General features: G+C 41.0%; 24 protein-coding genes and 3 pseudogenes. All 27 read right to left on the reverse strand.

Annotated features, from left to right (window positions below):
- Window positions 1-87: 87 nt before the first annotated feature.
- Complete coding sequence (locus EGX70_RS04280; protein ID WP_001267096.1) at window positions 88-606, reverse strand: ClbS/DfsB family four-helix bundle protein; 519 nt, start codon at window positions 604-606, stop codon at window positions 88-90.
- Between the two features lie 320 nt (window positions 607-926).
- Complete coding sequence (gene aphA, locus EGX70_RS04285) at window positions 927-1,664, reverse strand: acid phosphatase AphA (RefSeq protein WP_123947957.1); 738 nt, start codon at window positions 1,662-1,664, stop codon at window positions 927-929.
- Window positions 1,665-1,781: 117 nt separating this feature from the next.
- Window positions 1,782-2,027: a helical hairpin domain-containing protein gene (locus tag EGX70_RS04290; RefSeq protein ID WP_338322624.1), complete on the reverse strand. Its 246-nt coding sequence runs from the start codon at window positions 2,025-2,027 to the stop codon at window positions 1,782-1,784.
- Between the two features lie 216 nt (window positions 2,028-2,243).
- A complete protein-coding gene (locus EGX70_RS04295; RefSeq protein ID WP_000247957.1) occupies window positions 2,244-3,749 on the reverse strand; it encodes a serine/threonine-protein kinase in 1,506 nt (501 codons plus the stop codon).
- A gap of 13 nt (window positions 3,750-3,762) precedes the next feature.
- Window positions 3,763-4,536 carry a hypothetical protein gene (locus tag EGX70_RS04300; protein WP_000504420.1) on the reverse strand — a complete coding sequence of 258 codons (774 nt, stop codon included), beginning with the start codon at window positions 4,534-4,536 and terminating at the stop codon, window positions 3,763-3,765.
- A 69-nt stretch (window positions 4,537-4,605) separates the two neighbouring features.
- Entirely contained in the window at window positions 4,606-5,892 is a 1,287-nt protein-coding gene (locus EGX70_RS04305) for a recombinase family protein (RefSeq protein ID WP_000102375.1), read from the reverse strand.
- Window positions 5,855-7,096 (reverse strand): recombinase family protein, encoded by a 1,242-nt coding sequence (locus EGX70_RS04310; RefSeq protein ID WP_000290969.1) that lies wholly within the window; start codon window positions 7,094-7,096, stop codon window positions 5,855-5,857. The genes EGX70_RS04305 and EGX70_RS04310 overlap by 38 nt, the downstream gene beginning before the upstream one ends.
- A gap of 307 nt (window positions 7,097-7,403) precedes the next feature.
- A complete protein-coding gene (locus EGX70_RS04315; protein ID WP_000123549.1) occupies window positions 7,404-7,511 on the reverse strand; it encodes a putative holin-like toxin in 108 nt (35 codons plus the stop codon).
- A gap of 138 nt (window positions 7,512-7,649) precedes the next feature.
- Window positions 7,650-8,567 (reverse strand): annotated as a pseudogene (locus EGX70_RS04320) (LysM peptidoglycan-binding domain-containing protein); the annotation flags it as partial.
- Window positions 8,568-8,675: 108 nt separating this feature from the next.
- Window positions 8,676-9,053, reverse strand: a pseudogene (locus EGX70_RS11185) (glycoside hydrolase family 73 protein); the annotation flags it as partial.
- Between the two features lies 1 nt (window position 9,054).
- Entirely contained in the window at window positions 9,055-9,453 is a 399-nt protein-coding gene (locus EGX70_RS04325) for a holin family protein (RefSeq protein WP_000661349.1), read from the reverse strand.
- 17 nt (window positions 9,454-9,470) lie between these two features.
- Window positions 9,471-11,327 (reverse strand): DUF859 family phage minor structural protein, encoded by a 1,857-nt coding sequence (locus tag EGX70_RS04330; protein WP_000796413.1) that lies wholly within the window; start codon window positions 11,325-11,327, stop codon window positions 9,471-9,473.
- A 12-nt stretch (window positions 11,328-11,339) separates the two neighbouring features.
- The gene (locus tag EGX70_RS04335) at window positions 11,340-14,255 is read right to left on the reverse strand and encodes a phage tail spike protein (protein ID WP_000966173.1); all 2,916 of its coding nucleotides are present in this window, start codon (window positions 14,253-14,255) and stop codon (window positions 11,340-11,342) included.
- Entirely contained in the window at window positions 14,255-14,980 is a 726-nt protein-coding gene (locus EGX70_RS04340; RefSeq protein ID WP_000589859.1) for a hypothetical protein, read from the reverse strand. The genes EGX70_RS04335 and EGX70_RS04340 overlap by 1 nt, the downstream gene beginning before the upstream one ends.
- Window positions 14,977-18,096, reverse strand: coding sequence for a phage tail tape measure protein (locus EGX70_RS04345; protein ID WP_000918338.1), 3,120 nt, complete (start codon window positions 18,094-18,096; stop codon window positions 14,977-14,979). The genes EGX70_RS04340 and EGX70_RS04345 overlap by 4 nt, the downstream gene beginning before the upstream one ends.
- A 294-nt stretch (window positions 18,097-18,390) precedes the next feature.
- Window positions 18,391-18,810 carry a hypothetical protein gene (locus tag EGX70_RS04350; RefSeq protein WP_001249617.1) on the reverse strand — a complete coding sequence of 140 codons (420 nt, stop codon included), beginning with the start codon at window positions 18,808-18,810 and terminating at the stop codon, window positions 18,391-18,393.
- Window positions 18,811-18,821: 11 nt separating this feature from the next.
- Window positions 18,822-19,391 (reverse strand): major tail protein, encoded by a 570-nt coding sequence (locus tag EGX70_RS04355; protein WP_000818569.1) that lies wholly within the window; start codon window positions 19,389-19,391, stop codon window positions 18,822-18,824.
- Between the two features lie 2 nt (window positions 19,392-19,393).
- Window positions 19,394-19,720, reverse strand: coding sequence for a hypothetical protein (locus EGX70_RS04360; RefSeq protein ID WP_001209972.1), 327 nt, complete (start codon window positions 19,718-19,720; stop codon window positions 19,394-19,396).
- An 8-nt stretch (window positions 19,721-19,728) separates the two neighbouring features.
- The gene (locus tag EGX70_RS04365) at window positions 19,729-20,097 is read right to left on the reverse strand and encodes an HK97 gp10 family phage protein (protein ID WP_123947959.1); all 369 of its coding nucleotides are present in this window, start codon (window positions 20,095-20,097) and stop codon (window positions 19,729-19,731) included.
- The gene (locus tag EGX70_RS04370; protein ID WP_000684963.1) at window positions 20,090-20,428 is read right to left on the reverse strand and encodes a head-tail adaptor protein; all 339 of its coding nucleotides are present in this window, start codon (window positions 20,426-20,428) and stop codon (window positions 20,090-20,092) included. Before EGX70_RS04370 ends, EGX70_RS04365 begins: the two co-directional genes overlap by 8 nt.
- Window positions 20,428-20,685: a head-tail connector protein gene (locus EGX70_RS04375; protein WP_000988604.1), complete on the reverse strand. Its 258-nt coding sequence runs from the start codon at window positions 20,683-20,685 to the stop codon at window positions 20,428-20,430. Before EGX70_RS04375 ends, EGX70_RS04370 begins: the two co-directional genes overlap by 1 nt.
- Window positions 20,682-21,890 (reverse strand): phage major capsid protein, encoded by a 1,209-nt coding sequence (locus EGX70_RS04380; protein WP_000040499.1) that lies wholly within the window; start codon window positions 21,888-21,890, stop codon window positions 20,682-20,684. Before EGX70_RS04380 ends, EGX70_RS04375 begins: the two co-directional genes overlap by 4 nt.
- A gap of 13 nt (window positions 21,891-21,903) precedes the next feature.
- Window positions 21,904-22,602, reverse strand: a complete 699-nt coding sequence (locus EGX70_RS04385) for a head maturation protease, ClpP-related (RefSeq protein WP_001225239.1) — start codon at window positions 22,600-22,602, stop codon at window positions 21,904-21,906.
- Window positions 22,595-23,883: pseudogene (locus EGX70_RS04390) on the reverse strand (phage portal protein). Before EGX70_RS04390 ends, EGX70_RS04385 begins: the two are co-directional and overlap by 8 nt.
- Before the next feature lie 67 nt (window positions 23,884-23,950).
- Window positions 23,951-24,277, reverse strand: a complete 327-nt coding sequence (locus EGX70_RS04395; protein ID WP_000149740.1) for a hypothetical protein — start codon at window positions 24,275-24,277, stop codon at window positions 23,951-23,953.
- A gap of 25 nt (window positions 24,278-24,302) precedes the next feature.
- A complete protein-coding gene (locus tag EGX70_RS04400) occupies window positions 24,303-24,674 on the reverse strand; it encodes a type II toxin-antitoxin system death-on-curing family toxin (protein ID WP_001221830.1) in 372 nt (123 codons plus the stop codon).
- Complete coding sequence (locus EGX70_RS04405; RefSeq protein WP_001166641.1) at window positions 24,671-24,928, reverse strand: type II toxin-antitoxin system Phd/YefM family antitoxin; 258 nt, start codon at window positions 24,926-24,928, stop codon at window positions 24,671-24,673. Before EGX70_RS04405 ends, EGX70_RS04400 begins: the two co-directional genes overlap by 4 nt.
- Between the last annotated feature and the right edge of the window lies 1 nt (window position 24,929).

Raw genomic sequence — 24,929 nt, forward strand, 5'->3', positions numbered from 1 at the left:
TACTTTATAAAGAAAAAGACGATAGTTTTTTCTTCTATCGCCTTTGGTAACCATTTTTATGAAATTTTTTAAAGTTAAAAATATAATTTATAATACTATCTTCTTCCATTTTCTGATTTTAGTTCTGAAAGTTCCAAAAGGTGCAACCGTATTTACATGAATAAACTTATACACTTCCCAAGTCGCTGTTTTAGTCGCTTCATCAGCCCACTTTCTCATATGCGCTTCAAATAATTCTTCCTCACTCAACAAATCAATCATTGCATAGATAGAATTAATATTTTCATTTAATTTTGCTTTCAACTCTTGCAGAGATAAATGAGCGTAGGTATCTGTGAACCACTGATATAATTCACCAAGTTGATTCCATTTAAATTTATCCGATGGTGTTTTTACTTGAAGTCCCTTTCTTTCATCTTCTTCCCATTTAAGAACCAAGTTGGTCCAGCCAACCTGATAAGAAAGGTTTTCTGCTGGAGTTCTATCAACTTCATCAATTCTTTTATCTTTTAGATTCTCTGGAATATTATTAAATTCCATAATGTATTTCTCAAATGTTTTACTTATTTCTTTTTTCAACTCTTCTTTATTTTCATAAACTCTCAAAAAACATCTCCTTTCTGATACATATTATTAATAATGATACGGAAACAACCCCAAAGTATTGTATTATAGAATTAGATGACTGATTACAAATTCCTTGTTCACGCCAAAAGAGTTATTAAAAAATTATGATTCAATTTTTTTAGACAGGCATTTGTTAGAAAAACTTCTTGTTACCGAGAGGGGAGAAGATCAGTCATTAATAATCAATCTAAACTACTCCAACTTCCCTTATTAGCATATCATTGATTTGCTACTTTTTTAGCACTTCTTATTACAAATCTAAAAATTGATAGATAATACTATGTTAACTAATAAAGATACTAGTAAGCTGAATTTTCGAGAACCTCTTCACCGTAGCCTCCAGCTTCTGGTAAAGGTAGATTTGTAGAATTAGGTGCTCTTAAAATTCTAATTGGTCTAGCACCGGCCTCCCTAGCTGCATGAATATCGTCATCACTATCTCCATAATGAATGTCTGAACCATATTTCTTAATATAATATGATTTATCATATTTGTATGGCTTTTTAGGTTTATCGCCTGTATAATTTACAGCAATTGGTTTGTCTAATTTAAAATCTTTAGCTAAGGCTTTAGCTGTTTTATCAACCTCGCCCTCCTTATACATTGACCCTCTTGTCCTACCTGTTATAAAAACAATTTTATCTCCTCGTTTTTGATGCATAGCAATTAATTTTTTAGCATATTCTTTGGGAATGGAATCTTGATCTCCTCGTTTTGCAACAAGATCCCAGAATTTTTGTTTATGAAGAAAATCAAACGATCCAGGAGTTACATATTCTTTACCATATTGAAAATATTGACTACTGAAAAGCAGTGTATCATCAATATCAAAACTAACAGTAATCGGCTTCTTACCTTCTAAGCTTTTTTGAATCTCGTCAATAGAAATAGTAGTGACTTTATCTTTATTTGTGTCCGAAAGAGCAGTCATTCCCTCTTGTGTATAAGCTACTTTTGGCCCCTTAGCCTCAACTACTGTTTGTAACGTTATCGTAATCCCTAAAACCCAAAGACTACTCACTAACACTTTCTTCATAAGAACCTCCATAATAAAGTATAAAAATTATTTCTTTAATTAGTTTATCACAAAAAACATAAGAATGAAAGCGATATCATATATGGTTATTTTTTACTTATGTTAAGTCTACAGTCTTCAAAGTGATTTTTCTTCTGTCTCTTGCTTAGGAGTGTTCGCTTCACGAGATTTAATATAATCTTTCATTTCTTGGTAGGTTGTATAAGTCTTCAGCATATCGTCAAAAAATTCTTGAAGGGCATCTCTTTCTATTTCAAATTCTTGGATACTTTGACTGACATCTGCTATGGTAATGTCTTTTGGAAGAACTAACTCATCTAACAGCTGCATAGTTGGCAAACTATTTCCTGGTGTTTGTGCAATGGCAAGTAGAGCCCCTTCGATTTTTTGGTAATAGGTCAGTCGATTATCTAAGGCTTTTTAATATTCCTTTCGTTAAAAAGTTTCTAGGCTTTTACGAGCAGAGCCACACACTCCACATGTGTTGATAGGTATTACCTATATTATGGAACGAAATGAGATTGGTCAAAATTAGGATTATACTATGGAACGAAAATAATTCTCTTTGCTAGCAATAATTCATCTTTCTAAGATGTCTTCAATTAAAGGTTCTAATCCACGTGCCTTTAAATCATCGATTTTGTGTTGCGCATTAAATCGATTAACTTCAAAAGCAACATATCTCAATATTGTAGCTGCAACTTCATTTATAGTATAAGTAAAATTCCCTTTCAAAATTCTGTAGGCAAAGTTTGCAAAAATATCCGCATCTTCGAATTTCTTTAACTGAGTTTTATAATGAGAGCCTATCTGTTGGACTATGTAGATTGCATGACTATCATCTATTTTTACAAATTCAAATAGCGCATCTAAAAAAATATTACCTTTCTGCATACACTTTTGACATAAGTCTATACCAGATAATTCATAGATATAATTTTCCACATCCGAATCAATTTTTTGATTTGAAATCTTATCCCATATCATTACTTCATATTTTTCATCACCTCTGATACTAACTAATCTATTGAGTTTTTCTAACATGTTAGTAGCATCTTCATATCGATATTCTGGATTTAAATTAGTTGCTTTCTCACTAATTGAACGTAATGAGTGGGAAAAATCGTTAGGATTTTTTGTCATTACAAAATTTATTATACGTCCTAGTGAGTAAACATCACTGCGTTTATCAGCATCTTTCAACAGGGTAAGTTGCTCTGGAGCACAATAAAAAAGTTGCCCAAAAGACGCCGTATCCATAGTTTGATGAGAAGTTAACGTATTCAGATTTTTCCCCAATCCAAAATCAGCTAATTTAATTATACCATTTATGAAGAATATATTGGTCGGACTCAAATCTCTATGTAGCACGCCTCTTTGATGAACTAGTGACATCGAATACAAAATTTGTCGAATAATATTAATTTGAGAATCCTCTGTCAAAAAACTTTCTTTAACAAAGTCATCCAATATATTATCTGCTTTCTCCATAGTATATGAGCAATTACCAATATCAAAATCATACACTTTAATGATACTTCCAATATCTGAACAAGATTTAGTTATTTCATATTCACGCTTAAAGCGGCTTCGGATTGAAGCGCTTCTTGCAGATTCCTCATTAAGTTTTTTCAATACTAGTCCTGTTGATTTTTGGAAATAAATATTTGCAAAACCACCACTACCAATTTCAATCAGATCTAAATCAATTTCTACTAAATGAAATGCACCATCTTTTTGAGATAGTTTTAGCGAGTAAACCGAGCATACTTTATTCAGTTCATCTAATATTCTTTGTTGATGCACAAGTGCATCAATTTCACTGATTTGTCTTTCTGTTAAAAGATACTGTTTAGAAAGAATTATATTGAAATACTCATCAATCTTTCCTACTGAAGAAAAATCTAATAATTTTTGATTTACATATCTCCACCTTGTTGGAAAGCCCTGTCCATAGCTATCAGATATTTTGAAATTATTATTAAAAAAGTGAACTAGGTCTGGGCCGGATTTGTACTTGAATAGTTCTAAATCATCTCCACAGAATATTTTAGCTATTTTTTCATAAAACTCTGGATTAACCAAAACATTTCCCCTTTTAGATAGAATAACTTTTTAATTTAACAAAAGTAGGTAATTCCGAACAACTGAGTTTTTCAATGAGTTTTAGCCTTTTGTTGGATATCTTAAAAATATTAAACTCATCACGTACAATAGTAAGTAAATAAGTTTCAAACGATTGTACCTTTATGTGCCTGTAGGCGAAAAGAGAAGAAAAATCATAGCTTATTGCATTTAAAATGATATCATCTAGTTCATTAGTGCTAATTTCTTCTTCCGTATAAAAAATGTAAGGGAAAAATAAAAGGAGATTTTTCTGCTTCTCAAGCATATTTAGGACTTTTATAATATCTTTTTCAAGGCATTGTTTCCTAACATGTTGACGCTTTACCTTGAGTCGTATTAAATCAGATACAGTTCTAAATCGAAACGCAGCATGAATCTGAGTTGCTTTTATTTCCCCGTTCGGATTTCTACTTTCTCCAATTGCAGTAATCCCATTTCCAAGATTAGTGATACTAGGTGAAAATAAACTGCTTGCCTGCAGTCTACTACTTGAAGAAAGAAGCTTGAAGTCTATCTTGTAATCATCTGCTACAGCATCACATTCCCCGTGGCTCTCGTCTTCAGGTGCGTGAAATTTAGATTTACCTTTTTCCCGAAAATATACTGATTTATTAAGCAATTCCAATAGATAAATTTCATAATTACATTTGGTCTCACCAGCTACAAAACCTTTGATTATTGTAGCTGGAGGTAATTGTTTAAATATAATTCGAGGATCTATATTAGAATTCAAATTTTCACCCATGCTTTATACTCCTTAAGTAATTATACCACTAAAACCACAAAAAGACTGCATCCTCTCAGTCACAGTCTCTTATAATTCTACTTCAGTTCCTTCTAGGAAAATCACGATAATTTGTCCGACTTCTGAAATACTGATGTGATCTAAAACTTTGTTCATGATAGTTCCATCAAATTTCTCTAAATCTAGTAACTGATACATTTGTTTGGCATAGTGCTTATGCAGCAGATTAGTTCCCTTTTCTAACTTTTGCCACTTAACCACCACATCTGCTCTATGTTCCTGAAGCAATTCCACTGCCTTCATGAAGGCTTTCTCAAGCATTTCTTCATCAATATGGTTGTTCTGGCAACCAATCTGTCCCTTGACCTTGTAGCGGTTGTTACACTGCCAAACCTTGCGTTTACCTCGACTGGTCGTCCAGTTCTTTCGTCCAAAGGCAGAACCACACTCGGCACAGAAGACCTTAGTGGTAAAAGGATTGTCGTCACTTTGCATGATATAGGTTTTCAGCTTGTGCTTTTCTCTGAAGTCTTTTCGCCTTGCCAATTCTTCTTGAACAGTGTCCCACATTTCTGTATCAATAATGGCTTCATGATTATTGGTCACATAGTATTGATTGACCTGCCCATCATTCTCTGTTCGCTTTTTTGTAAGGAAATCCACCGTGTAGGTTTTCTGAAGTAAGGCATCACCTTTGTACTTCTCATTCTGAAGCATTTTGAGAATACTGCTAGGATACCAGTTGGCTTTTCCTGACCATCCCTTGATACCGTTAGTGTTAAGTTCCTTGGCAATGCTTTCTGGACTGTAGCCTTTTAGGAACTGTTGATAGATATGTTTAACTACCTCTGCTTGCTCTGGATTAATGACTAGCTTACCATTCTCATCTTTATCATACCCCATGAACTTGGTGGTATTGACACGAACCTCTCCACGTTCAAACTTCTTACGAATGCCCCATGTCGCATTCTCTGAAATGGAGCGTGATTCATCTTGGGCAAGAGAAGAAAGAATCGTGAGTAATACCTCACCTTTAGAGTCAAGGCTATCAATATTCTCCTTTTCAAAAGTGACACCAATCCCCAATTCTTTCAGCTCACGGACATACTTGATACAATCCAAGGTGTTTCTGGCAAAACGACTAATGGACTTAACTAAAATCCTATCCACCTTACCTGCTCTACAATCCTGTATCAGTCGGTTAAAGGCTTCTCGTTTTTTGGTATTGGTTGCAGAAATGCCTTCGTCCGCATAGATGTCCACAAGCTCATAATCTTCATGTTTTAAGATGTAATCACGATAGTAAGATACTTGGTTCTCATAGCTTGATAGCTGTTCGTCTTGGTCGGTGGACACCCGACAATAGGCTGCCACTCTTATTTTGGTTGCTTGCTGATGGGTGACCGTCAGCTGCACTTTCTTGGCTGGAATAACTGTAATGTTTTTGCCCATATTCGTTCCTTTCTATCACTGTTACAGGTGTCCTAAGTTTCCACTCTTCAATAGCTTTCTCAGGCACGCGCATGCCTCGGCAGGAAGCCTTACCTTCTTTAATATACTTGGAACAACACCAAACTATTTGTTTCTTGTAGGTAACCTGGCGTTTGAGGGTTGACCCACAATACTCGCATTTAAGCATACTCGTAAATCGATAGTGCTTATTGACTCCCTGTTTCCAAGTTTTGCTTGCAAGCTTATCTTGGACAGCCTGCCAGACTTCTTTTGAAACAATTGGCTCATGGTTATCTTCAATCAAATATTGCTCTACCTGACCTTGGTTTAATCTCTTAGGCCAATTGATACCAACATGAAAATATTTTTGAAGAAGGACAGTTCCTTTGTACTTTTCATTCTTTAGGATATTTCGAACAGTTGTATCATGCCATTTAGCATCTGTCACCGTAGGCACATTCTCTTGATTTAAAAGTTTAGCTATTCGATGCATCCCCATACCATCAAGATAAAGTTGGAAAATCCGTCTCACAATCTGTGCTTCTGCTTCATTGATGACCAACTCTCCTTTATCGTCCACATCATAACCCATGAATCGCTTGGTGTTGATGACCATCTCCCCACGTTGAAACTTTCTCTGAAAGGCCCACCGCTGGTTGTCACTCATGCTTTGCAACTCTTCCTCTGCCAAACTGGCAAGAACTGAAAGCATGCCCTCTCCTTCATTGGATAAGGTATTGATGTTCTGCTCTTCAAAATAGATACCAACACCTAGGGCTTTCAACTCACGACTGACTTCAAGTACCGTCATGGTATTCCTCGCAAACCGTGAAATGGACTTGGTATGTATCAAATCAATCTGACCTTGCCTACAAGCTTCAAGCATAGCTTGAAAACTCGGTCGTTTCTCCTTAGACCCAGAAATCCCCTTATCGTAATAGACTCCGAGAAAATCGACGTCCTCCCGATTGACATAGAATGTTTCAAAATAAGCCTTCTGGTTTTCAAGGGAATCAAGCTGACTACTATTTGTTGTTGACACCCTAGTATAAGCACAGACACGTTGTTTTTTACGATTACTTTTTGTCTTAATTAACCTTACTGCCATTCAGGCTCCTTCCTATAACTTTTGTACACCATATATCACTCTAAAGGGAAGATAAGTCAAGCTTTTCGCAAACCTACTCCCTCCATATTACTAAGTAAATTTGGAAACAAATTTTCCGCAGTTTTTGGAAAAAGCAAAAAGGAAAAGCGTGGCTATTTCAACACGCTGAGATACAAGTATGTTATAATGAACTTATAAAAAGGAGCTGGACGGCAATCCACCCCCCAATGTAGGACCGTTAAAAAGACGGTGACTCGTTTAATTAGACTATAACTCGTCCAACAACTCGGTCAAAAGTGGGGACGGGTTATTTCTTTTTGTCGTCATCTTTGAAGATTTTATAGCACAAGCCAATCAAAGCAACGGTAAAACTACCAAAACCAATGATGATTTGCACGACTTCAAAAGCGGTCAAAAGAAAGCTCCCTCCTTTCCATCAGATTTTGATGAATTGCCCATAGGCATCACCTCTCTCTTTCAGGATTTAGGAACCACCGTCTTCACTTTTCTACACTTAATAGTATACCATTAAAGCTGCCTATTGTGTAGCTTATTTTAGTTTCAACTTCTGTCCAACTGAGATCAGACTTGGATTGATGATGCTGTTAAGTCGCACCAATTCACTGACACTGGTCTTAAACTTCCGTGCAATACCATAAAGGGTATCACCCTTTTGAACCGTATAAGTCTGTTCACTATGTCCGTTCGTTGTGCCTTTGACATCTTGTTCCAAGACCCATGAGTTAATTCCCTCAAGCAGGTAGGCTTTCTTACTATTGGATTGATTAACATCCTTCACACGAATAACCTTGAAAGTTTTGCCTTTAACCCATGACGAAATCGCTTGACCTGTCTGGTAATGCGTCGCATGTTGTTGAACAGTAACAGGGTCACCAACATGATAGGAAGTAACCCTTGATTGAGGAGTATTGGGACTGGGTGAAATTACTTGAGCTTGCCCAGTGATGGCTTGTACAAATTCACGAGCCATACTGTCTTTATTGGCTTCATAGATGCCCACATCACTATTATTATCGATGAAGGCAATCTCCACCAATCGATAATTGTATCCTCGACTTGCTGAGACATTGGCATTGTAGAGCCAGTTCACTTGTTTAAAACCACGATTCGTAAAACGCTTGGCTAGAATAGCTAGCAGTTTTTGGTCTAAACTATCAGCTGTGTAGCCTGAATAAATCAGAATTTCACTTCCTCTCGCTTGTCCATTAAAAGCGTTGAAATGAAGTTCCGTAATCGACTCATAGCCATTTCCCAAACTACCAATACTGCGGTAGTTATAGACATTATGGTCAGTGATGTAATCAATCCGATTCCCAGAATACTTCTTCATCAGATTCGCAAACTCACGAACCTTTCCTGCTTCAGTAATACCTAAACTAGGATTCGTTGCTCCAGGATCATAACCTGTTTGTCCTTGTCCATGTCCGCAGATAACTAAATGTTTACTCATAGTCGTTTCTCCTTTTTTGTTTAAAATACGGTCATCCCAAGTGTTGAGATGATGTGCTTCAATAAGTGTAATCAATTTTGACCCATAGTTAGGATCTGTCGCATAACCTGACGCTTGTAAAGCGAGACAGGTTTTTTTATAGTCTTCTTCACCGAGCACGTTTTGGTAATGGCTACGTCGCCATGCTGTTTCTGAAAAGAACAACGCATGATCTTTAATGGATTCCTCCCATGAGTCATACTTTCTAAAGGTAGCCTCAACCGTGACGAATTTCCCATCAATGTATTCTTGAGTTGGAAGGTCAACACGTTTTCCCTTCCAATCAGAACTAGCTTTGATTCCAAAGAGATTATGATTAGGGTATTGTGCTAACAAAGACTCTCCCCAACCACTCTCTAAGATAGCTTGTGCTGCTGACACGGAAGGAAGAATACCATGCTCCCAAGATGCTAAACAACCGTCTTTAATCTTTGATAAAAAAGTCATCCTAATCTCCTTGTTTCAATTGTTTCAGCACATCTTTCAACTTCTCAGGAACTGGTAGTCCAATCCTAGCCGCATTCTCAATGATGGACAAGCCTTCATTTGAGAGATAGTAAAAGATGATGGCAGTACGAACCATGCCCCCTTGTTTCAAGACATGCTCATCAATGATTTGTCCTACTGCTACCAAAAATAAAAGGACAATTTTTTTGAAGATGCCCTTAAACCCAATATTGCTAGCTAATTTCTTCTCAACGGCTGCTGCCATGAGACCTGTGATGTAATCGATGGAAATAAAAACCATCAATGCAAAGAGAAAGCCATCGACTTCTCCAAAGATTGATCCGATAAGTCCTCCAATCGCTGAGAAGAGGACTTTATTTGTTGCCAGTAATTCTTTCATAATGACACTTTCCTTTCTTATGCTGCCCTACGCCAACGGTAAACCGTGACGTAAGGTTGTAAGTTATTGTGTGGCTTACCGCCACCAGTATTTCCTGTGTTATTTCCTTGCGGATAAATCGTAGAGCTGCCATCTGAAGAGTAGTCACGACGAACAGCTCCTGAACCATTGTTAGCCGTCACATACTGAGCGTGTGAGTGAGATGGCATTTCATCAATGGTCAAGGTATGTGTCTTACTACCACCTGACTGATTGACGCTATTAAACTCACTTTCATTCTCAGACACACCAACCAAGATCCGACCGTTGCCAAACCGCTCCCAAGTGCCTCCCATAAATGTTGAGGGATTAGAGCTTGAAGTTGACTCGTAAATAACACCCACTGGATAGAAAATATCAAGAAGTTTCTTATTCTTCATATAAATGTCCCCGTCAAAATAAGCAGGTAAGCTCCCATCCACATCGAGCACGCCTCTTGTCCAGGCTTTCCCTATCCCCATACCAGATGAACTTAAGCCGTAGACAACTTTTTCTGGACCAATGGTAAATTCAAAGGTCGTGGAGTAAAAGAGATCTTCTAGCCTTCCAATAATGGTGTAGGATTTGGTGGTATCATAGGTGCCACCTAAAATAGCTTGGAAATCGGTCTTTGTGTGTTCCGTAGTTGACGTCCAGTTGGCGGCACCACCAGCGTTTGTGACCTTCTGACCGCTTGCTAAATCGACTACTTCCCATGTCAAGGCCGCCTTGTTCTTTTGGACACTATTGATGGTTAAAGGGGCAATCTTAAGCTTTCGTATGACCGTCACCTGATTCATACTAGAACCAGCTCGAACCGCTGAGAATGAAAAGATAGGCTTGAAATACTCTAATAGGGTTATCTCCACTTCTTTTCGAGCACTTTGTCGCCCTCTCGAATCGGTCACATAGGCAGAGACCTTAGCTCGACCAATCCAGTTTATTCCACCCAATAGTCCGTTATTACTACTAGTGACATTTTGAAGTTGAACCCACTGATTGTTCTCAAACTTAAAGACCTCTGCGCGAAAACCCGTCGAAGGAATCGTCGATCCGTAAATACCCGCTCCTTGATTGAAGGTCACTTTAGGATTGGACACCAACTGGGCAAAACTGGTGCCAGTTAAAATCGTTTTTGCAGTGGCATGGGATTCTGAAATAGAAATACTGCCCAAGGTTGGAACAACTGACGTCGGTAGGTTGAGGGTAATGGGAATTGTCATAGAACCTATTGTCTTACCACCATAGATAGTGGCCAGCGTTAAATGCCCATTACCTGAGGTGCTATTTGGTATTTGAGTTGCTAGTTGAGAAATCGAAGGCATCCACGTTACAGAGGTCGCAATGCCTGTTCCAATCGTGCCGCTTAGACTGCCAAAATGCCAGGTCATGTTATGGGTAAAATCACTACTGGCACGTTTAATCGTTATGGTTACGGCTTGTCCCATCATATTCCCAGAAACTGTAGCACTCGATGACCGTGGGATATCACTTAAGCGTAGCGTTTGTGACCCTGTATTTAAGGTGCCAGGTGACCAACCACCAGATCCTGAGAAGGTCGCAGAAAAACTGATGGTTTTTGACCCATTAGAATCATGCGGCACAGTAATGGTCTTATCAATCAAGTGAAGGGAACTATGAGCCGTGTACATATCTGGTCGCCCTGACCAAGAAAGTGTCTGCCCATTGATAGTCACACTTGCCCTACAGTCATACATCCCAAAGGTCGTATAACCATTCTTTAGCCAGAGTTGGACTCGAACAGTAGATGTGTTATTAGCGGTCGAAGTGCCTGTTTCTTCCACTCGCAAAAGTAGGGTATAGCCCCTATCATTATTTGAACCATAATCTGCCATAAAGTCTCCTTTCTACTTGGCATCAATAAAACGACAAACCAAATGCTTAGCATTATGCCTTGCGGCTTCTAGTCGATAATAACCAACCTGTAAGGTCTCCACAAATACCCCATGATGAATCTTAATGACACCAGCTGTCACCGTCATGACGGCATTACCAGCTGACTTAATCATCATCCCTTGTGGGGTTAATTCGATAACCTCAGAGTTATCCTTCTTACCAATAATGACCCCATTATCACCAGCTCTCAGATAAGTATTCACAAAGTTAAGCAAGAGACTGTTGGCTTTAAGATCGGCTTCAATCGCTGCGATACGAGCTGTATTATCAATAAAGTCTTGATTAAATTGCGCAAGGACGGCTTCATTATTTTTCTCAAATTCTTTATAAGACTTGAGCCAATCGGCCACTTCTTTTGCCAACGCTCTTGCTTCAAGATCCACTCGGAGAGATTCTGTTTTTTCAGTTAGAAGGTCTAATTGCTGCTTCATGAAGCCATTATCTGCCTTGGCATCAATCTGGGCGATAAGATCATTCAAAGATGGTCCTGGAGCTGAAGCAACGTTGCCATCTTCTAGTTGAACATTTCGAAGATAAACCACATCTCCCACCACCCATGTTCCTGACTTCAGGTAAAAGACATAGGAATGATTCTGGGCACTAGTAACTTTCCAAGACACCGAATACCGCTGCCAGCTAGAACTAACTTGAACAACCTTAGTACCGCTCAGTTCATTTCCGATGGTAAGACTAACCGTCTTGCTTGCCTTGAGATCAATACTAAACGTCATGTTAGCACCAACTCGACTTCGTAAATCATGGAAGTTCCGATGAAAGCCGCCAGTACCTGCTTTGGTACAGGTCATCTTCACAGTCACGCCACTAACTGAACTCGTATCTTCAATTACCTCCTTCTTCCACTCAGAGGTAACAGATGAAAAAGTCATCGCTTTCATGGCATAATCGTCAATGTAATTGCGCCCACCGAGTTCTGTTCCTTCAAAAAAGGACGACCAGGTATAGTCACTAGGATTGGTTGAAGGCGTTGCGCTCTCCCTATTAACTGCTAGTCCGAGGTAACGTTTGCCCGTTGAGACGGCAGAAATCCCATCTCCCTTGTCACTATCTGCGTACATGCGCCAAGTGTATAGGGTCTTTCCATCCTTACCAGCCTTTCCATCCACACCCTTGTCCCCATAAGCACCGATGACAACAGGCGTTGTGACTGTCGTTGAGCCATTGGTGAACGTGGTTTTTTCATAATTCCACAAATACTTAAGGGTTGAAGTTAGAGAAGGAATCGTTTTACTCCAACCAGTGCTTGTTGTCGTAAGACCAGTCTTTTGTGCAGAAACTAAGTAATACTGCTCCCTTGATTGAATACCGACCCCATCTGCTCCAGCATCACCCTTTGGTCCAGGAGTTAAAGAGATGGTTTTAAGATCAGCTTGTGTCACTATACTTTCCCCTCTCACCTTTAAGAGTGGCGTATCAATGGAAAGATTCCCATCCCTATCCAAACTAAAGACTGGGGTATGTTGACCTGGAATAACGACCCTGTCTGCCTCGACCTCTAAACTCTTCACATACTCTGATAGAATCTGTTGGGAGACAAGCCTTGTCATCCATGCTGAACTAGAGACGGTCAACTCATCAATCGTAGCTTTTTGAAGGGCTGCGACTCGTGCTTCAAGGGCATCCGTTGCCAGATAATCAAGGGCAGCTTTCTTCCCAGAACGCTCGCCTTCTGCTTCGGCCTTAGCGATACCATCTTCAACTTCTGTTTGAAGACGCTCAAAGTGCCTATCAAAGACCTTGTTAAAATTAGCTCGCTCCTTAGACGCACGGTGTTCTGTAACCGACTGATGGACATCAAGAATGGTCTTAGCCGCACTGGTTAGCGAATGGGGCCCAGATGATCCAGAGGTTGTAAAGCTAACCTCATCATCAAAGGTCACCGAAAGATACACTTCTTCTAGAGCGTCAAAGGTATAACCAACTGCCTTTTTCTTAACATCTACCTTGTGCTTTTGACTTTTAAGAGTGACTGTATCTCCAAGATGGACTTCTTGACCATCAAGCTGATAAGCTTCAACGGTTATCTGTCTAGAGATGTGATCGATGTGCTCATGTGTGAACTTAGCCATCACCCATTGGCGTAATTCTTCCTCTGTCTGAAGCGTGTTATTCTCATACCGTGCTTCATAGATATAAGGGTATTGGTTAATGAGGGGACTTTCCACAACGACAGAAAGAACGGTAGCCTCATCACTACCTTCTATCTGAAAGGTTGAGGTCGCATAGATGCGCGTAATGACCTTCTCAGAATCACCCTTATCCTCAAAAGCTTTCAGATTGTGATGGCTTGTGAGAATAACTCCCTTATCGTTGCCACGGTGTTTCTTAACTATCAGCTGAAAGTTATCACGAACGAGCTCACCTTCCCAGGTTCCAAGGATGGAATGTTTACCATCCATTAGAGCTTGATAAAGTGTCAAGTCTTCGTCAGACACATAGGTATGACGCTCCGTCACATCACTGTCAAAGCTAAAAAGTCCTAAATCAGATGGACAAACCTCAACCATCCTCATAAGGGCTGATTGGCAGGTGGTATTAGTCGCAGAAAAGGGCTTAATTTGACGTTTCATCACATCATCAGAAATGTGAGAGCACTCAAGCTCTACCGTATCGTCTTGAATTTTTGCCTGCTTAACACGAAAGAGCTGTTTTCCTAAATCTGGAGTTGGACACAAAATCAATTCATCTGTTCTAAGGGTTTCATGAACACCTGAATCTGTAATGGGATAAGTTAAGCGAAGCTGAAAGGTGCCATTCAACTTTTCTTCTACCGTCGCACTTACTGCTTCAAAGAGGGGCTGGCCGTTCCACTTCGCTGTCCTTGTTTGACCATCAAGTAAGTAAAGCATCACACCCACCCCCAATTCGTTTCAAAAGTAAGCGATAAGATCCCACTGCCTAAAATCACTCCGACAGATTGTGTTGGATGACTAGCATCAATCGTGATGAAGTCCCCAGACCACTTGACAGCTTTCCCTGATAGGGTCTTAAAACTAGGACGGTCTGGGTGATTCACCATAACAAGAGGCTCTGTAAATTTCTCAATCCGTATCACCTGGTCACCTACTGTAAACGAAGTCTCTGATACGGATTGACCAGTTATGGTAATGCTAGGAAAGGCAAGGGCAGAGCCTTGTGTTTTTAACACACCATTGGCACTCAAAACTTGCCTATCCCCACTCTTAAAAAAGCGAGTGGGGTGACAGATAAAGGTCACATCAATCACATACACATCATGGTCATCCTGTTTGATGTCAAAGCTATCCGTTCGGTAACACCAGAGCCTAGTGAGCTTAAGGCGTTCGCTTTCTAGCCAAAATCCTTCCTGCATGAGATAAGCCGAGAACTCATTGACCTCTTTCTCACTCGCACCAATCAGATACAAGCGGTAAGATTTCTCAATCACTTCACGATGCTTATTGGTTTGAACAATCGCCCCACTCAACCCACGATGGTCTAGGAGTTGCGTTTTAGACCGTGGCACTTGAATACTCGGTCTATCTTCCACAAGAACTTTAAAAGGAAAAGACGAGGTGCCTTTTCCATTCAGTACTAATTCATTATGTTTAATCACACTGTTCCTCCTCTCAGTAAGGCTTGTCGTGCCATTTCATCAGCTAATCGACCAGCTACATAATCGGCTAGTTTTTTCATATCCGCTTCTTCACGAATCACAACATCTGTGATATTGACCGTTATGGTTGTTCCCTTGCTAGGCATGGTGGCTGCGATGCTGCGTCCGATACTGCCAAGAGTTTGGTTATTAAGAGGTAGAACTGCTTCACGTCCTGCTTCTCCTCCAACCATCAAGCTGTTCCCTGTCATACCAAATGCCGTTGGTTTAGTCAGAATCCCACCCTTGGCGTACCACTGAATGGAAATCTTAGGTAAGCCACCTTTTAACCAATCAAGGGGATTGGCAGAACCTGACACACTAAAGTGCGGAAGAGGAATATGTGGCCACTTAATCTTGAAGTTAAAGAGATTCTTAATGGCATTGATGGCTGAAGAGACCGCATTTTTTGCCCCATTGATGGCATTTGTAATGGTCGATTTGACCCCATTCCAGACAGAGGACACTGTGTTTGAAATACCACTTAGGACACCTGAGATAGTAGCCTTCATTCCGTTCCAAACGGAAGATACCGTTGAGCCAATACTAGATAGAATGGAACTAATCGTGGACTTAATGCTATTCCAGACATTACTAACGACAGATTTGATACTATTTAGTAAGTTTGTCATGGTGCCTTTAATGCCATTCCAGGAATTGGAAATGAACTGAGCAATGGCACTTAGAACAATCGAAATCAGTGACTTGATGGCTTCCCAAACTGTAGAGACGACCTGCTTGATGGTTTCCCAGGCACCTGACCAATCACCCGTGATAATCTGCATAACTGCCTTGATAATACCTAAGACAACATTGATAGCTGTTTCAACGACCACTTTAATGATGTCCCAAGCTGTCGTGATAATCAGTTTGATATTCTCCCAACTGGCTTGAAGGTAAGGTCCAAGAATGGTCATGATGGTTTGAATGACTGTTGAAATAGCTGTCCACACAGTGTTTGCGGCATTAAGAATTAGCTGTTGGTTCTCTGTCCACCAAGTAGTCAAGGTTCCCCATATCGACATGACAAAGCTTGATATCTGTTGGATAATGACAGATAAAAAGGCATAGATGGCGTTCCAGATTTCTGTCACAGCTGTTCTAAACCCTTCGTGATGTTGCCAGAGTTGTTGAATCCCAACAACCAGTAAGGCAACAACGGCAATAACACCAAGAATAATCCCTACAATTGGAGCTGCTGCAGTTATCATCCCCATGATGGTAGTTCCCATTGCCATAGCAGCTGCTTGCAGGGCAATGAAAATCGGGAGGACTAAGCCAAGGGCTGCAACCAAACTTCCGACAATGACAATAAACTGCTTGACTGGCTCTGAAAGACCAGAGAACCATGTGGCAACAGCTTGAAGTAAACTCGCTAATATTTCCAAGATAGGAGCTAGGGTTGCAGCAATAGCGTCTCCCATTTCAGCCATCGCTAACTTCGCCGTGTTTTGAGCAGTTGTAAACTGATCAATAGGATCAAGCGTCCCCTCATAGGTCTGAGTGACAATCCCAGCTGCTTTATCAGCTGTTCCTGCTAAATCTTCAAAAGATAAAGCCCCACGCTTGATGGCATCAACCATACGTGGAGCTGCTTTACTACCAAAGATTTCTGAGGCTAGAGAAAGAGCCTCTGTTTCACTCGTTGAGGTTTTAATTTGTTCAATGGTTCCAGCAAGTCCTTCTTGAAGCGTTAACCCATCACCCGCATACTTAACAGCTGCCTTTGAGAGTGACGAAAGTGCTGCAGAAGAATCAATCCCTGCTTTTTCAAACTGCCCCATCAAGGTGACGCCCTCATCAAAAGAAAGGCCAAGGGCTTTAATTTGTGGTGCTCCAGCTACTGCCTTGTCCATCAACTCTTGGACACCGACACCAGTTGACTGACTGGTATAAGTAACCGTGTCTAAGACACTTGATAAATCAGTCGCTTCAAGTCCATAGGCCTCAATCGCTTGTTTGGCTGAAATGGCTGAACTCGTCACATCACTCCCATTGATCTCTGAGAATTGAATTAACTGGGTAGAGGCTGATTTAAGGGCATCTCCTGTTAACCCAAATTGCGTATTTAACTCCCCTACGGCACTTCCTGCCGTATTAAAATCTGTTGGCAGTTCAGTGGCTAGGGTTTTGGCGATGTCTGTCATCTCTTCAAGGGCAGAACCAGTTGCCCCAGTTTTCGTGACAATGATATCCATGCCCTCATCAACTTCAAGAAATGCGTCAAGCGATTGTTGACCGAAGTCAATCAACTTCTGCGACAACTCTCCCAGTTGGTCACCAAACTCCATGAGAAGATCAGCCTTTAAGAGACTATTTGTTTCTTCCAAAGAAGCTTTGGAACTCGCAGAGCTAGATGCCAACTCCTCCATCTCATTTTGGAGATTGTTGTAAGCTGTCTTGGTCTCATTAAGTGTTTTCTCAAGCTTGTTAGCTTCAACTGAATTCTCCCCATATTCACTCTTCGTCAAAGAGAGCTGTTGTTCCAGATTATGTATCTGTTTCTCAAGGATTTCTGAATGAGAAGCAACCTTTTGTTGAGCAAGTGCTAACTTATCGGCCTCACTTGCGGTAGTTGCTAATGCTGATTCTTGTAGCTTAAAGGAACTTTGGAGTTTTTCACTTTCTGACACCAACTGTGCCTGCTCATTTTGGAGACGATTAAGTTTGGACTGATTGGTTTCAACCTGCGCTCCGTTTTCTGAGAGAGCTCTGTTAACACTTTCTAGCTTTGATTCATAGCCCTTTAAGACTGTTTGAGTACTCTCCACCTCACGTTGGAAGGCACGGTATTGGTCTGCACCGATGTTACCGGCCTTGAACTGAGCCTCGACTTGGGCTTGAGCTTGACGAAGCGTGGCGAGTTTCTCTTTAGTCGTCTCAACTTGTTTGGCTAAGACTTCCTGCTTCTGGGTCAAAAGAGTGACATTGCCAGTGTCAAACTTGAGTGCCTTGTCAATCTGACGCAGTTCTTTGGTGGCTTCAGAAGCCTGTTTATTCAAACCCTTTAAGGCAGTTTGTAAGGGCTGGGTATCGCCACCAATCTCAATGGTAATCCCCTTAATGTTTCCTGCCATCGTCACACCTCCCTCCATCAAGATACTAAGGGCGTCAAAAGCAAAGTAAAAATAGGAGATGGAAGAATGGTGCTTGCACTAAAGTCCATCTCTCTTTTTTACACAGCTTTTAGCCCGTGTTCAGTTCCTATCAAAAATTGTCAAGGTCTGCTTGGGTTGCTCTGCGAACTCCAGTCTCATCTCGACTTCTTAGCTCCACATAATCCGTCTGATAGTCAAGTGCCATGCCAATTGTGATATGCTTTAAATCGTCAATGGAAAGGCCAGTCTCCTTACAACAAGAGAGGTAGCTTTCTACCGTGAAGACTTCCTCGCTCGCTGTTTCGGAAGTTTCTGCTTTTTTCTGGTTGTCATCCCTTGGTTAAGCATGGACATTAAGACGGGGCCAACTTCCTGAAGAGGGAATTCCTCCATCGACATAAAGAAATCCTCGAAGGGCTTGATTCGAGGATTGGCTGACTTGGCAAAGACCCAAAAGAGACGGTGGAAAAAGGTCATGTCGAAGTCAGATAAAATAGACAAGTCAATCTGACTAGCCTTTAACTCTTCCCCTTCTTCCAATTGCTCAAGCTGAGCCATGATGGATTCCGCACTCAACATGTTAAAGAGGTCTTGGAAATAATCTTTTCCGAATTGCTCTTTATAAGCAATCGGTGTATAGGCGTTAGTGGCCAGGGGATATGTTTTTCCACTAATCGTGATATTTTGTCGCATGTTCTCCTCCTTTAAGCAGCTGGTTCAAAGACCGACTTAAACCAGTTCTCACGAATCTCATCACTGGTTTCTTCCGTTGTTCTGCGTCTCACCACCTTATCAAGTGGTCGTGGGCTTGCCGTAAAGGTCAACTCTACCTCATTGATATCAGACCCAGACTTGGTTTTTGAGCCAACAGTTGGGCGAGACGCATAACAGTAATAAAGCACATGAAGCGTCTCTTTTTTGTCCCCTTCAAATCGGAACATGAGAGCGAAGTTCTTTTTCTTGCTACTGGCAATCTCTGAAATGGTATTGGTGGTCGCATCCAATTTCTCACCTAGAACACGAGTCAGAAACTCCTGTGATAAGAGGGCAACTTTCAGTGTTCCCTCATAGCCGTCATTAGATTCAGTCGTGTAAAAGTTGATGTTGTCTGCCTTGTAAGACCCCTTGTCTCCAGTGGGTTCAAGGGTTAGTTCTGCAGCACCACGAAGTCGCTCGACAGTGCCATAAGTCAAAGCCCCGTCAGCTCCCTCACTGGTGACTTCTGCCCAGTGGACATCTTGTAGGCCAAAGGTGACCTTGTTTTTTTCTGCCATGGTTATCCTCCTAATAGTGTGATGGAATAAATGGTTTGGTAGAGTTTCTCACTAGTGATGTAAGTCTCTACCTTGTCAAAATAAAGACGGTGGGCATCAAGGACTGATTCCACCGTTTTTTCTGTTGCTAAATCTTTCTTAGTCGTGTAAAGCTCAATCTGTACGTTGATAGCTTTGTGATAAGCCCAGTTGTCTGCCCCAAGATTGTCTGAATCCGTAACCAGATAAACCATAAAAGGCGGACTTGGACTGTGCCCTTCCTCAAAATGGTGATAGGCTACTGGGAGTTTGGTCTTTTTTAGAACAGGAAAAAGCTCTTCAAATCTCATAAGCCACCTCACAGTTTCTGTCGCAATTTGTCTTCAAACGACTGAATCGCCTTTTTCTCGACAGGAGCGATGTGCTTTCGCCCTTCAACCCGACCACCATTTTGTTTAGCATGCCCATATTCAAGGAGGTGCGTCAGTCCTGGTGTTCGGTTGTGAATGGTTTTCGTCAGAGCGGTATTGGTGTCAGTGGTTGCCTTGATTTTCCAGCCCTTGGCATACTTCCCACGACGTTTTGGGGAAGTAACGGTTAAGGTATCAACGGCATCGTCTGTCACTTCCTCAACCACCTCACGCATGGTCTCTATGGTCTCTTTGGCATAAGTCGTTAGCTCCTTTTCGATGACAGAAGTTAAATCATCAAGTCCAATCTTAGTCATAAAGCTCCTCCTTAGTCGCAACGATGTAAATCAAGCTTCGGGCCACAGTATCACCATCAATGGACTCGATAGCGTAAAACTGGTCACGGAAGTAAATCCGAGTCGTTAAAGAATTAAGGGCAAGAACCTTCTTGTCATATCGAAGCGTAAACTGTACCTTGTTGTGAATGAGCTTGGTAGCACTCCCATCACTCTCTGTTAAAGCAAGAGGACGACAAGAACACCAACGCATAAAAAGGTCATCCCAAATGGCTGACTCGTTCCCGATATCGTCCTGCTTGAGTCGCTTTTCTTGAAAGACCAGCTGTTCTCTTAGAGGCGCAATCTTCATCAGAACACATCCTTCCTGTCAGCTAAAAGCAAATGGTAGAGAGTTTCCTTTAACTCTTTGTGATTGGCTTCTTCACGGTGTTCATAAAGATAGGCAACCCCATAGAGGATTGCCGTCTTTAGAACTTCTGAAGTGGAGTCCTCACGAAGAATATCTCCACAGAGCTGTTGGCTAGTTGCCATTAACTGCTGGATAAGAAAATCCTCCTCGTCATTTTCCACCTTCAGATAAAGCTTGACTTCTTCTAACGTCATCATGCCGTTTTACCTTTGATGGTCAAAGTCTTCACCGCTTCTGGTAGAACGAGTTTCCCATCCACACGCTGGCTGGCAAGAAAACCAATCTGACCATTGTTAGCGTAAAGCTCATTGAGACGTTTGAAGGTACGCCCTTGACGGTCCGCAATCCAGTAGTAAGAGAAATCACCAAAAGCAATAGCTTTGTTTCCTGCTTCTGGAAGTGGCGCAAAGGTTGACGTGTAGTAAGGACGGTTTAGAATCAAATCAGGTTGACCTGCCTGTGTAGACGGTTGCCAGATGTAATTGCCATTATTGTCCTTAAGCTTGCGGATAGCTTTTACCGTAGTGTCATGTAAAATCCAGACCGCATTCTTACGGTAAGGAGCTGGAAGTGAGTGATAAAGCTCAATCATGTCATCAAAGGTGATGTCTTTGGTTGTGGTCGTTGGTCCTTCTACGTCTGCTTGCGTAAAGATACCAGTTGGTTTTTTAGAACCATCACCTACCAAGAAAGATTTTTCTTCTTCTGTACCAATACGACGTGCGAACTCAGAAGTCATATAAGACTCAAGGTCAAAGACAGAGTCATTGAGCAATTCTTCAGAGATACGGATTGCTGTCCCAATCTTATGCGAATCAAGCGTCACTTGACCAAAAGTCTCATCCGTCTCTGGATAGAGTCCATTCTCGTCCATCCAAGAGGCTGAACCGTGACCAGTTACAACTGGAATTTTACGCTCACCACTAGAGGTTTTAATAACAGTCGCGAGACTACGGAAAAAGTTTTCTTCCTGAAGACCTTGAACCAATTTCTTTTCGTACTCATCAGGGACAAGATGTCCGCCTTCTGTATCTTCACCGACACGAAGAACATCCTTCACGTCATAGAAGTGTCGCTTACGGATACTGGTCCAGAAAGTTTGGGTGTAGATGCCTGATGCCACACCTTTCTTTTCATCTTCTTTTTGGTTATCGACAATGACTGTTGGCTGCGTCGTTAGAGCATGTGAGTTCGGTTGCGCTAGTTCAAGGTCAATCTTTTCTTGGCGCTCCAAGCGAGCAATTTCTTTATTGTAGAGCTCGATTTTTGCTTCCATCTCTTCATAGCGTTTGGAATCTTCATCTGATACCAAGCCGTCTTCAGAGCGAACAGTATCCAGAAAGGCTTTCGCTTGAGCCCAAGCAGCGTTACGTTTTTCTTTCAATTCAAGTAGTTTAGACATAGGTATTCTCCTTTTATTTCAATAGGTTCAATCGTTTTTCCAACTGATTGATGGGGATTGATTTCTGTGGTTTGGGTGGTTGAAGGCTCGCTTGCAGTTTCACCACCAAATCATGAGCAGCAGTCACTCTACTAAAGGTGTAGCTATTTTGATCATCCTGCTCAGGTGTCTCCTCTTTCTCAAAGAGCACCTTATCCGCAAAACCAAGCTCCACAGCTTTCTTGGCATTGAACCAAGATTCCGAATCCATAAGATGAGAAATCTTGGTTCTGGAAAGTCCAGTTCTAAGCTCATAGGCATTGATAATGGACTCCTTAATTTCGCCAAGCATCTCAATGACCTTGGCCATATCTTTCGCTTCACCTTGCGCGAACGTCCAAGGATTATGAATCATCATCATGGCAACTGGACTCATGGAAACTGTTGTCCCTGCCATGGCAATGACACTGGCAGCACTCGCAGCTAGACCATCAATGATGACATGGACATCTCCCTGATAATCCATAAGCATGTTATAGATTTGAGCGGCCGCAAAAACATCACCCCCTGGACTATTGATCCATAGGGTGATATCGCCTGTTCCAGAAATCAAGTCGTTCTTAAATTGCTGTGGGGTGACTTCATCCCCAAACCAAGTCTCGTCCGCAATCTGTCCTTCAATCCTAAGGGTACGGACGCCACCTTCGTCTGTAAAATTCCAAAATTTACGCATCTACTTCCTCCTCTGTTGCGTTTTCAGTTGGCTCAGTTTCCGTAGGTTGTTTCATAAAGCCACCAGCATCTTCTAGTTTGGTCATATTGCCGTTAATCAAGTAGAGGTTTCCACCTTCTTCATCTGACAACAAGTTCAAATCTTCCAATTCACGGATGTCATTAGTTGACAGCCAACCGTTTTGTCTTGCGATGGCATAGCCATTCATTCGACTTTGGTAATCCCCACGAAGTAGACCATCCACATTGAATTTAACAAAGTATTGTTTTTTTCTTCGGGTAAAAAAAGAGACCTCTTGAAAGCTTGTTCTAAACGAACTACCCAAGGGTCTAAGGTATATTTGACAAATTCAAGTGACTGTTGTTCGATATTTGGAAAAGACGACTTCTCCAAATCACCAACCATGTGTGGTGGGATACGGTAAAGTCGTGCAATTTCGTTAATCTGAAACTTCCGTGTTTGTAAAAATTGGGCTTCTTCAGGGGGGATTCCCACTTGAGTATACTTCATGCCTTCTTCGAGTACAGCCACTTTATGGGCATTTGTGACCCCATTGTAAACGGCATTCCAAGAATCCCTCACTCGTTTAGGGTCTTTAAGGATACCTGGGTGCTCCAAAACACCACCTGGGTTAGCGCCATTTTTAAAGAAAGATGCCCCATAGTTTTCGGTAGCTAGGGTCATCCCAATCGCATTTTTAGCCATCGCAATTGGTGAGTAACCAATCAAGCCATCAAACCCAAGACCAGGCACATGAAGAATATCTTCCTGCTTCAATAAGACAGTTCCCTTATCATTGAAATTAGGGTTTTCTTCTGTCTGGCGCTGGTATTTGTAGTAAAGTCTCCCACTATCATCACGATGGACAGACATCTTATCAGGCAAGAGTGGATAGAGACTAATCACTCGTCCACCCTTATCTCTGATAATCTGCACATATGCATTTCCCCATATTAACAAATGACTCATCATGGTTTCTCGAAAAATAAAGGATGACATTTCTGGATTTGGCTCATCATGAAGAAGAAAGTACAGTGGGTGGTCCAGCTTTTTCTCCTTCCCAGTTTCTGTCCGTTCATAGACGTGAATAGGAAGTGACGCTACTGCTTCAGCAAGGATACGCACACAAGCATAAACAGCCGTCGTCTGCATAGCCTTAAACTCATCTACGGTTTCACCACTGGTCGTCCGTCCAAAGAGATAGGAAAAATCCTGTCCCTCATAACTATTATGTGGCTTATCTCTTGAGCGCTTCGATCCAATCCAATCTAAAATACCCATTTGACCTCCTTATTTTTGGGTACGAAAAAAGCACATCATTTTGAAGTGCTTTCAGTCTAATTATACATCAATCAAATTCATGTCTGACATCTTCAAGACGTGTTACTTTACTTTCTTTGATTTTGTCATGTCCAAGTAATACTTCCTTTTTCAGTGCTTCAAATTGTAATTGATTAATTCGAGCATCGAAATAGTATTTGGCAAGCCATTCGGCTTTTTCATTTTCATTAGGTAATGCACTAACCTGCTCAATTGCTGAAGCATTTAAACCTGCCAAAAATCCTAAATAGTCTTTAACAAGTTCCTCTAGTTTCAAATCAGATTCAGTACAAACTTCACGAACGCTTGATAGTAACTCATTTTCAACCTCTAGAGACAAAATACTGTGAGTCATTCTATTCACCTCGCTTAACTATTAATTAATGGTTCCTGATATACTCCAAGATTGCGTTATAATCTAATTCTGACGCAGCAACCCCAAGACCTAGCTTAACAATTTCTTCATCAGTCTGATTTAAAACGATACCATTTAATTCGAGGAAAATAATCATGACATAAACTCCAATACGCTTGTTACCATCAAGGAAGGCATGATTATTAACCAATGAATAACAAAGTCTAGCAGCTTTTTCTTCTATACTTGGATATTTTTCAATACCAAAATAAGAACTAAAAGCTGAAGATAAAGATGATTCTACTAGACCAGCATCTCTGACGCCATCTAAACCGCCAGTAGCTTGAATTAACCTACTGTGCAGTTCAATAACTTGCTCAACAGTTAGTATTCTCATTTGGCCAATTCCTTAAATGCATCAAGATGACGTGATAATACTGAAGTCGCAACCTCATCCAATGTTGTTTGTTCAACAACTACTGGTGTATCTTGCTCCTCTTTAATCAGACTTTGGTAATCTACTAAAACGTACTTTGGTGTGTTATTTTTCAAAATGACTGCAGTACCGTTAGCATCGACCATGCGGGCTACTTTAGAGAAGTTTTGATTCGCTTCAGAAATAGAGACTAAGTTTTCAATATTAATTTGCATA

The sequence above is a fragment of the Streptococcus sp. FDAARGOS_522 genome (assembly GCF_003812445.1).
GTDB classification, from domain to species: Bacteria; Bacillota; Bacilli; order Lactobacillales; family Streptococcaceae; genus Streptococcus; species Streptococcus agalactiae.

Coding starts and splice junctions, on each gene's coding strand:
- EGX70_RS04330 (WP_000796413.1), bottom strand. CDS start 11,327: ATGGCAGATTATGGTTCAAATAATGATAGGGGCTATACCCTACTTTTG.
- EGX70_RS04375 (WP_000988604.1), bottom strand. CDS start 20,685: ATGATGACGTTAGAAGAAGTCAAGCTTTATCTGAAGGTGGAAAATGAC.
- EGX70_RS04310 (WP_000290969.1), bottom strand. CDS start 7,096: ATGGCAGTAAGGTTAATTAAGACAAAAAGTAATCGTAAAAAACAACGT.
- EGX70_RS04395 (WP_000149740.1), bottom strand. CDS start 24,277: ATGACTCACAGTATTTTGTCTCTAGAGGTTGAAAATGAGTTACTATCA.
- EGX70_RS04380 (WP_000040499.1), bottom strand. CDS start 21,890: ATGTCTAAACTACTTGAATTGAAAGAAAAACGTAACGCTGCTTGGGCT.
- EGX70_RS04355 (WP_000818569.1), bottom strand. CDS start 19,391: ATGGCAGAAAAAAACAAGGTCACCTTTGGCCTACAAGATGTCCACTGG.
- EGX70_RS04365 (WP_123947959.1), bottom strand. CDS start 20,097: ATGACTAAGATTGGACTTGATGATTTAACTTCTGTCATCGAAAAGGAG.
- EGX70_RS04335 (WP_000966173.1), bottom strand. CDS start 14,255: ATGCTTTACTTACTTGATGGTCAAACAAGGACAGCGAAGTGGAACGGC.
- EGX70_RS04400 (WP_001221830.1), bottom strand. CDS start 24,674: ATGAGAATACTAACTGTTGAGCAAGTTATTGAACTGCACAGTAGGTTA.
- EGX70_RS04385 (WP_001225239.1), bottom strand. CDS start 22,602: ATGCGTAAATTTTGGAATTTTACAGACGAAGGTGGCGTCCGTACCCTT.
- EGX70_RS04325 (WP_000661349.1), bottom strand. CDS start 9,453: ATGAAAGAATTACTGGCAACAAATAAAGTCCTCTTCTCAGCGATTGGA.
- EGX70_RS04350 (WP_001249617.1), bottom strand. CDS start 18,810: ATGCGACAAAATATCACGATTAGTGGAAAAACATATCCCCTGGCCACT.
- EGX70_RS04370 (WP_000684963.1), bottom strand. CDS start 20,428: ATGAAGATTGCGCCTCTAAGAGAACAGCTGGTCTTTCAAGAAAAGCGA.
- EGX70_RS04345 (WP_000918338.1), bottom strand. CDS start 18,096: ATGGCAGGAAACATTAAGGGGATTACCATTGAGATTGGTGGCGATACC.
- aphA (WP_123947957.1), bottom strand. CDS start 1,664: ATGAAGAAAGTGTTAGTGAGTAGTCTTTGGGTTTTAGGGATTACGATA.
- EGX70_RS04360 (WP_001209972.1), bottom strand. CDS start 19,720: ATGAGATTTGAAGAGCTTTTTCCTGTTCTAAAAAAGACCAAACTCCCA.
- EGX70_RS04405 (WP_001166641.1), bottom strand. CDS start 24,928: ATGCAAATTAATATTGAAAACTTAGTCTCTATTTCTGAAGCGAATCAA.
- EGX70_RS04300 (WP_000504420.1), bottom strand. CDS start 4,536: ATGGGTGAAAATTTGAATTCTAATATAGATCCTCGAATTATATTTAAA.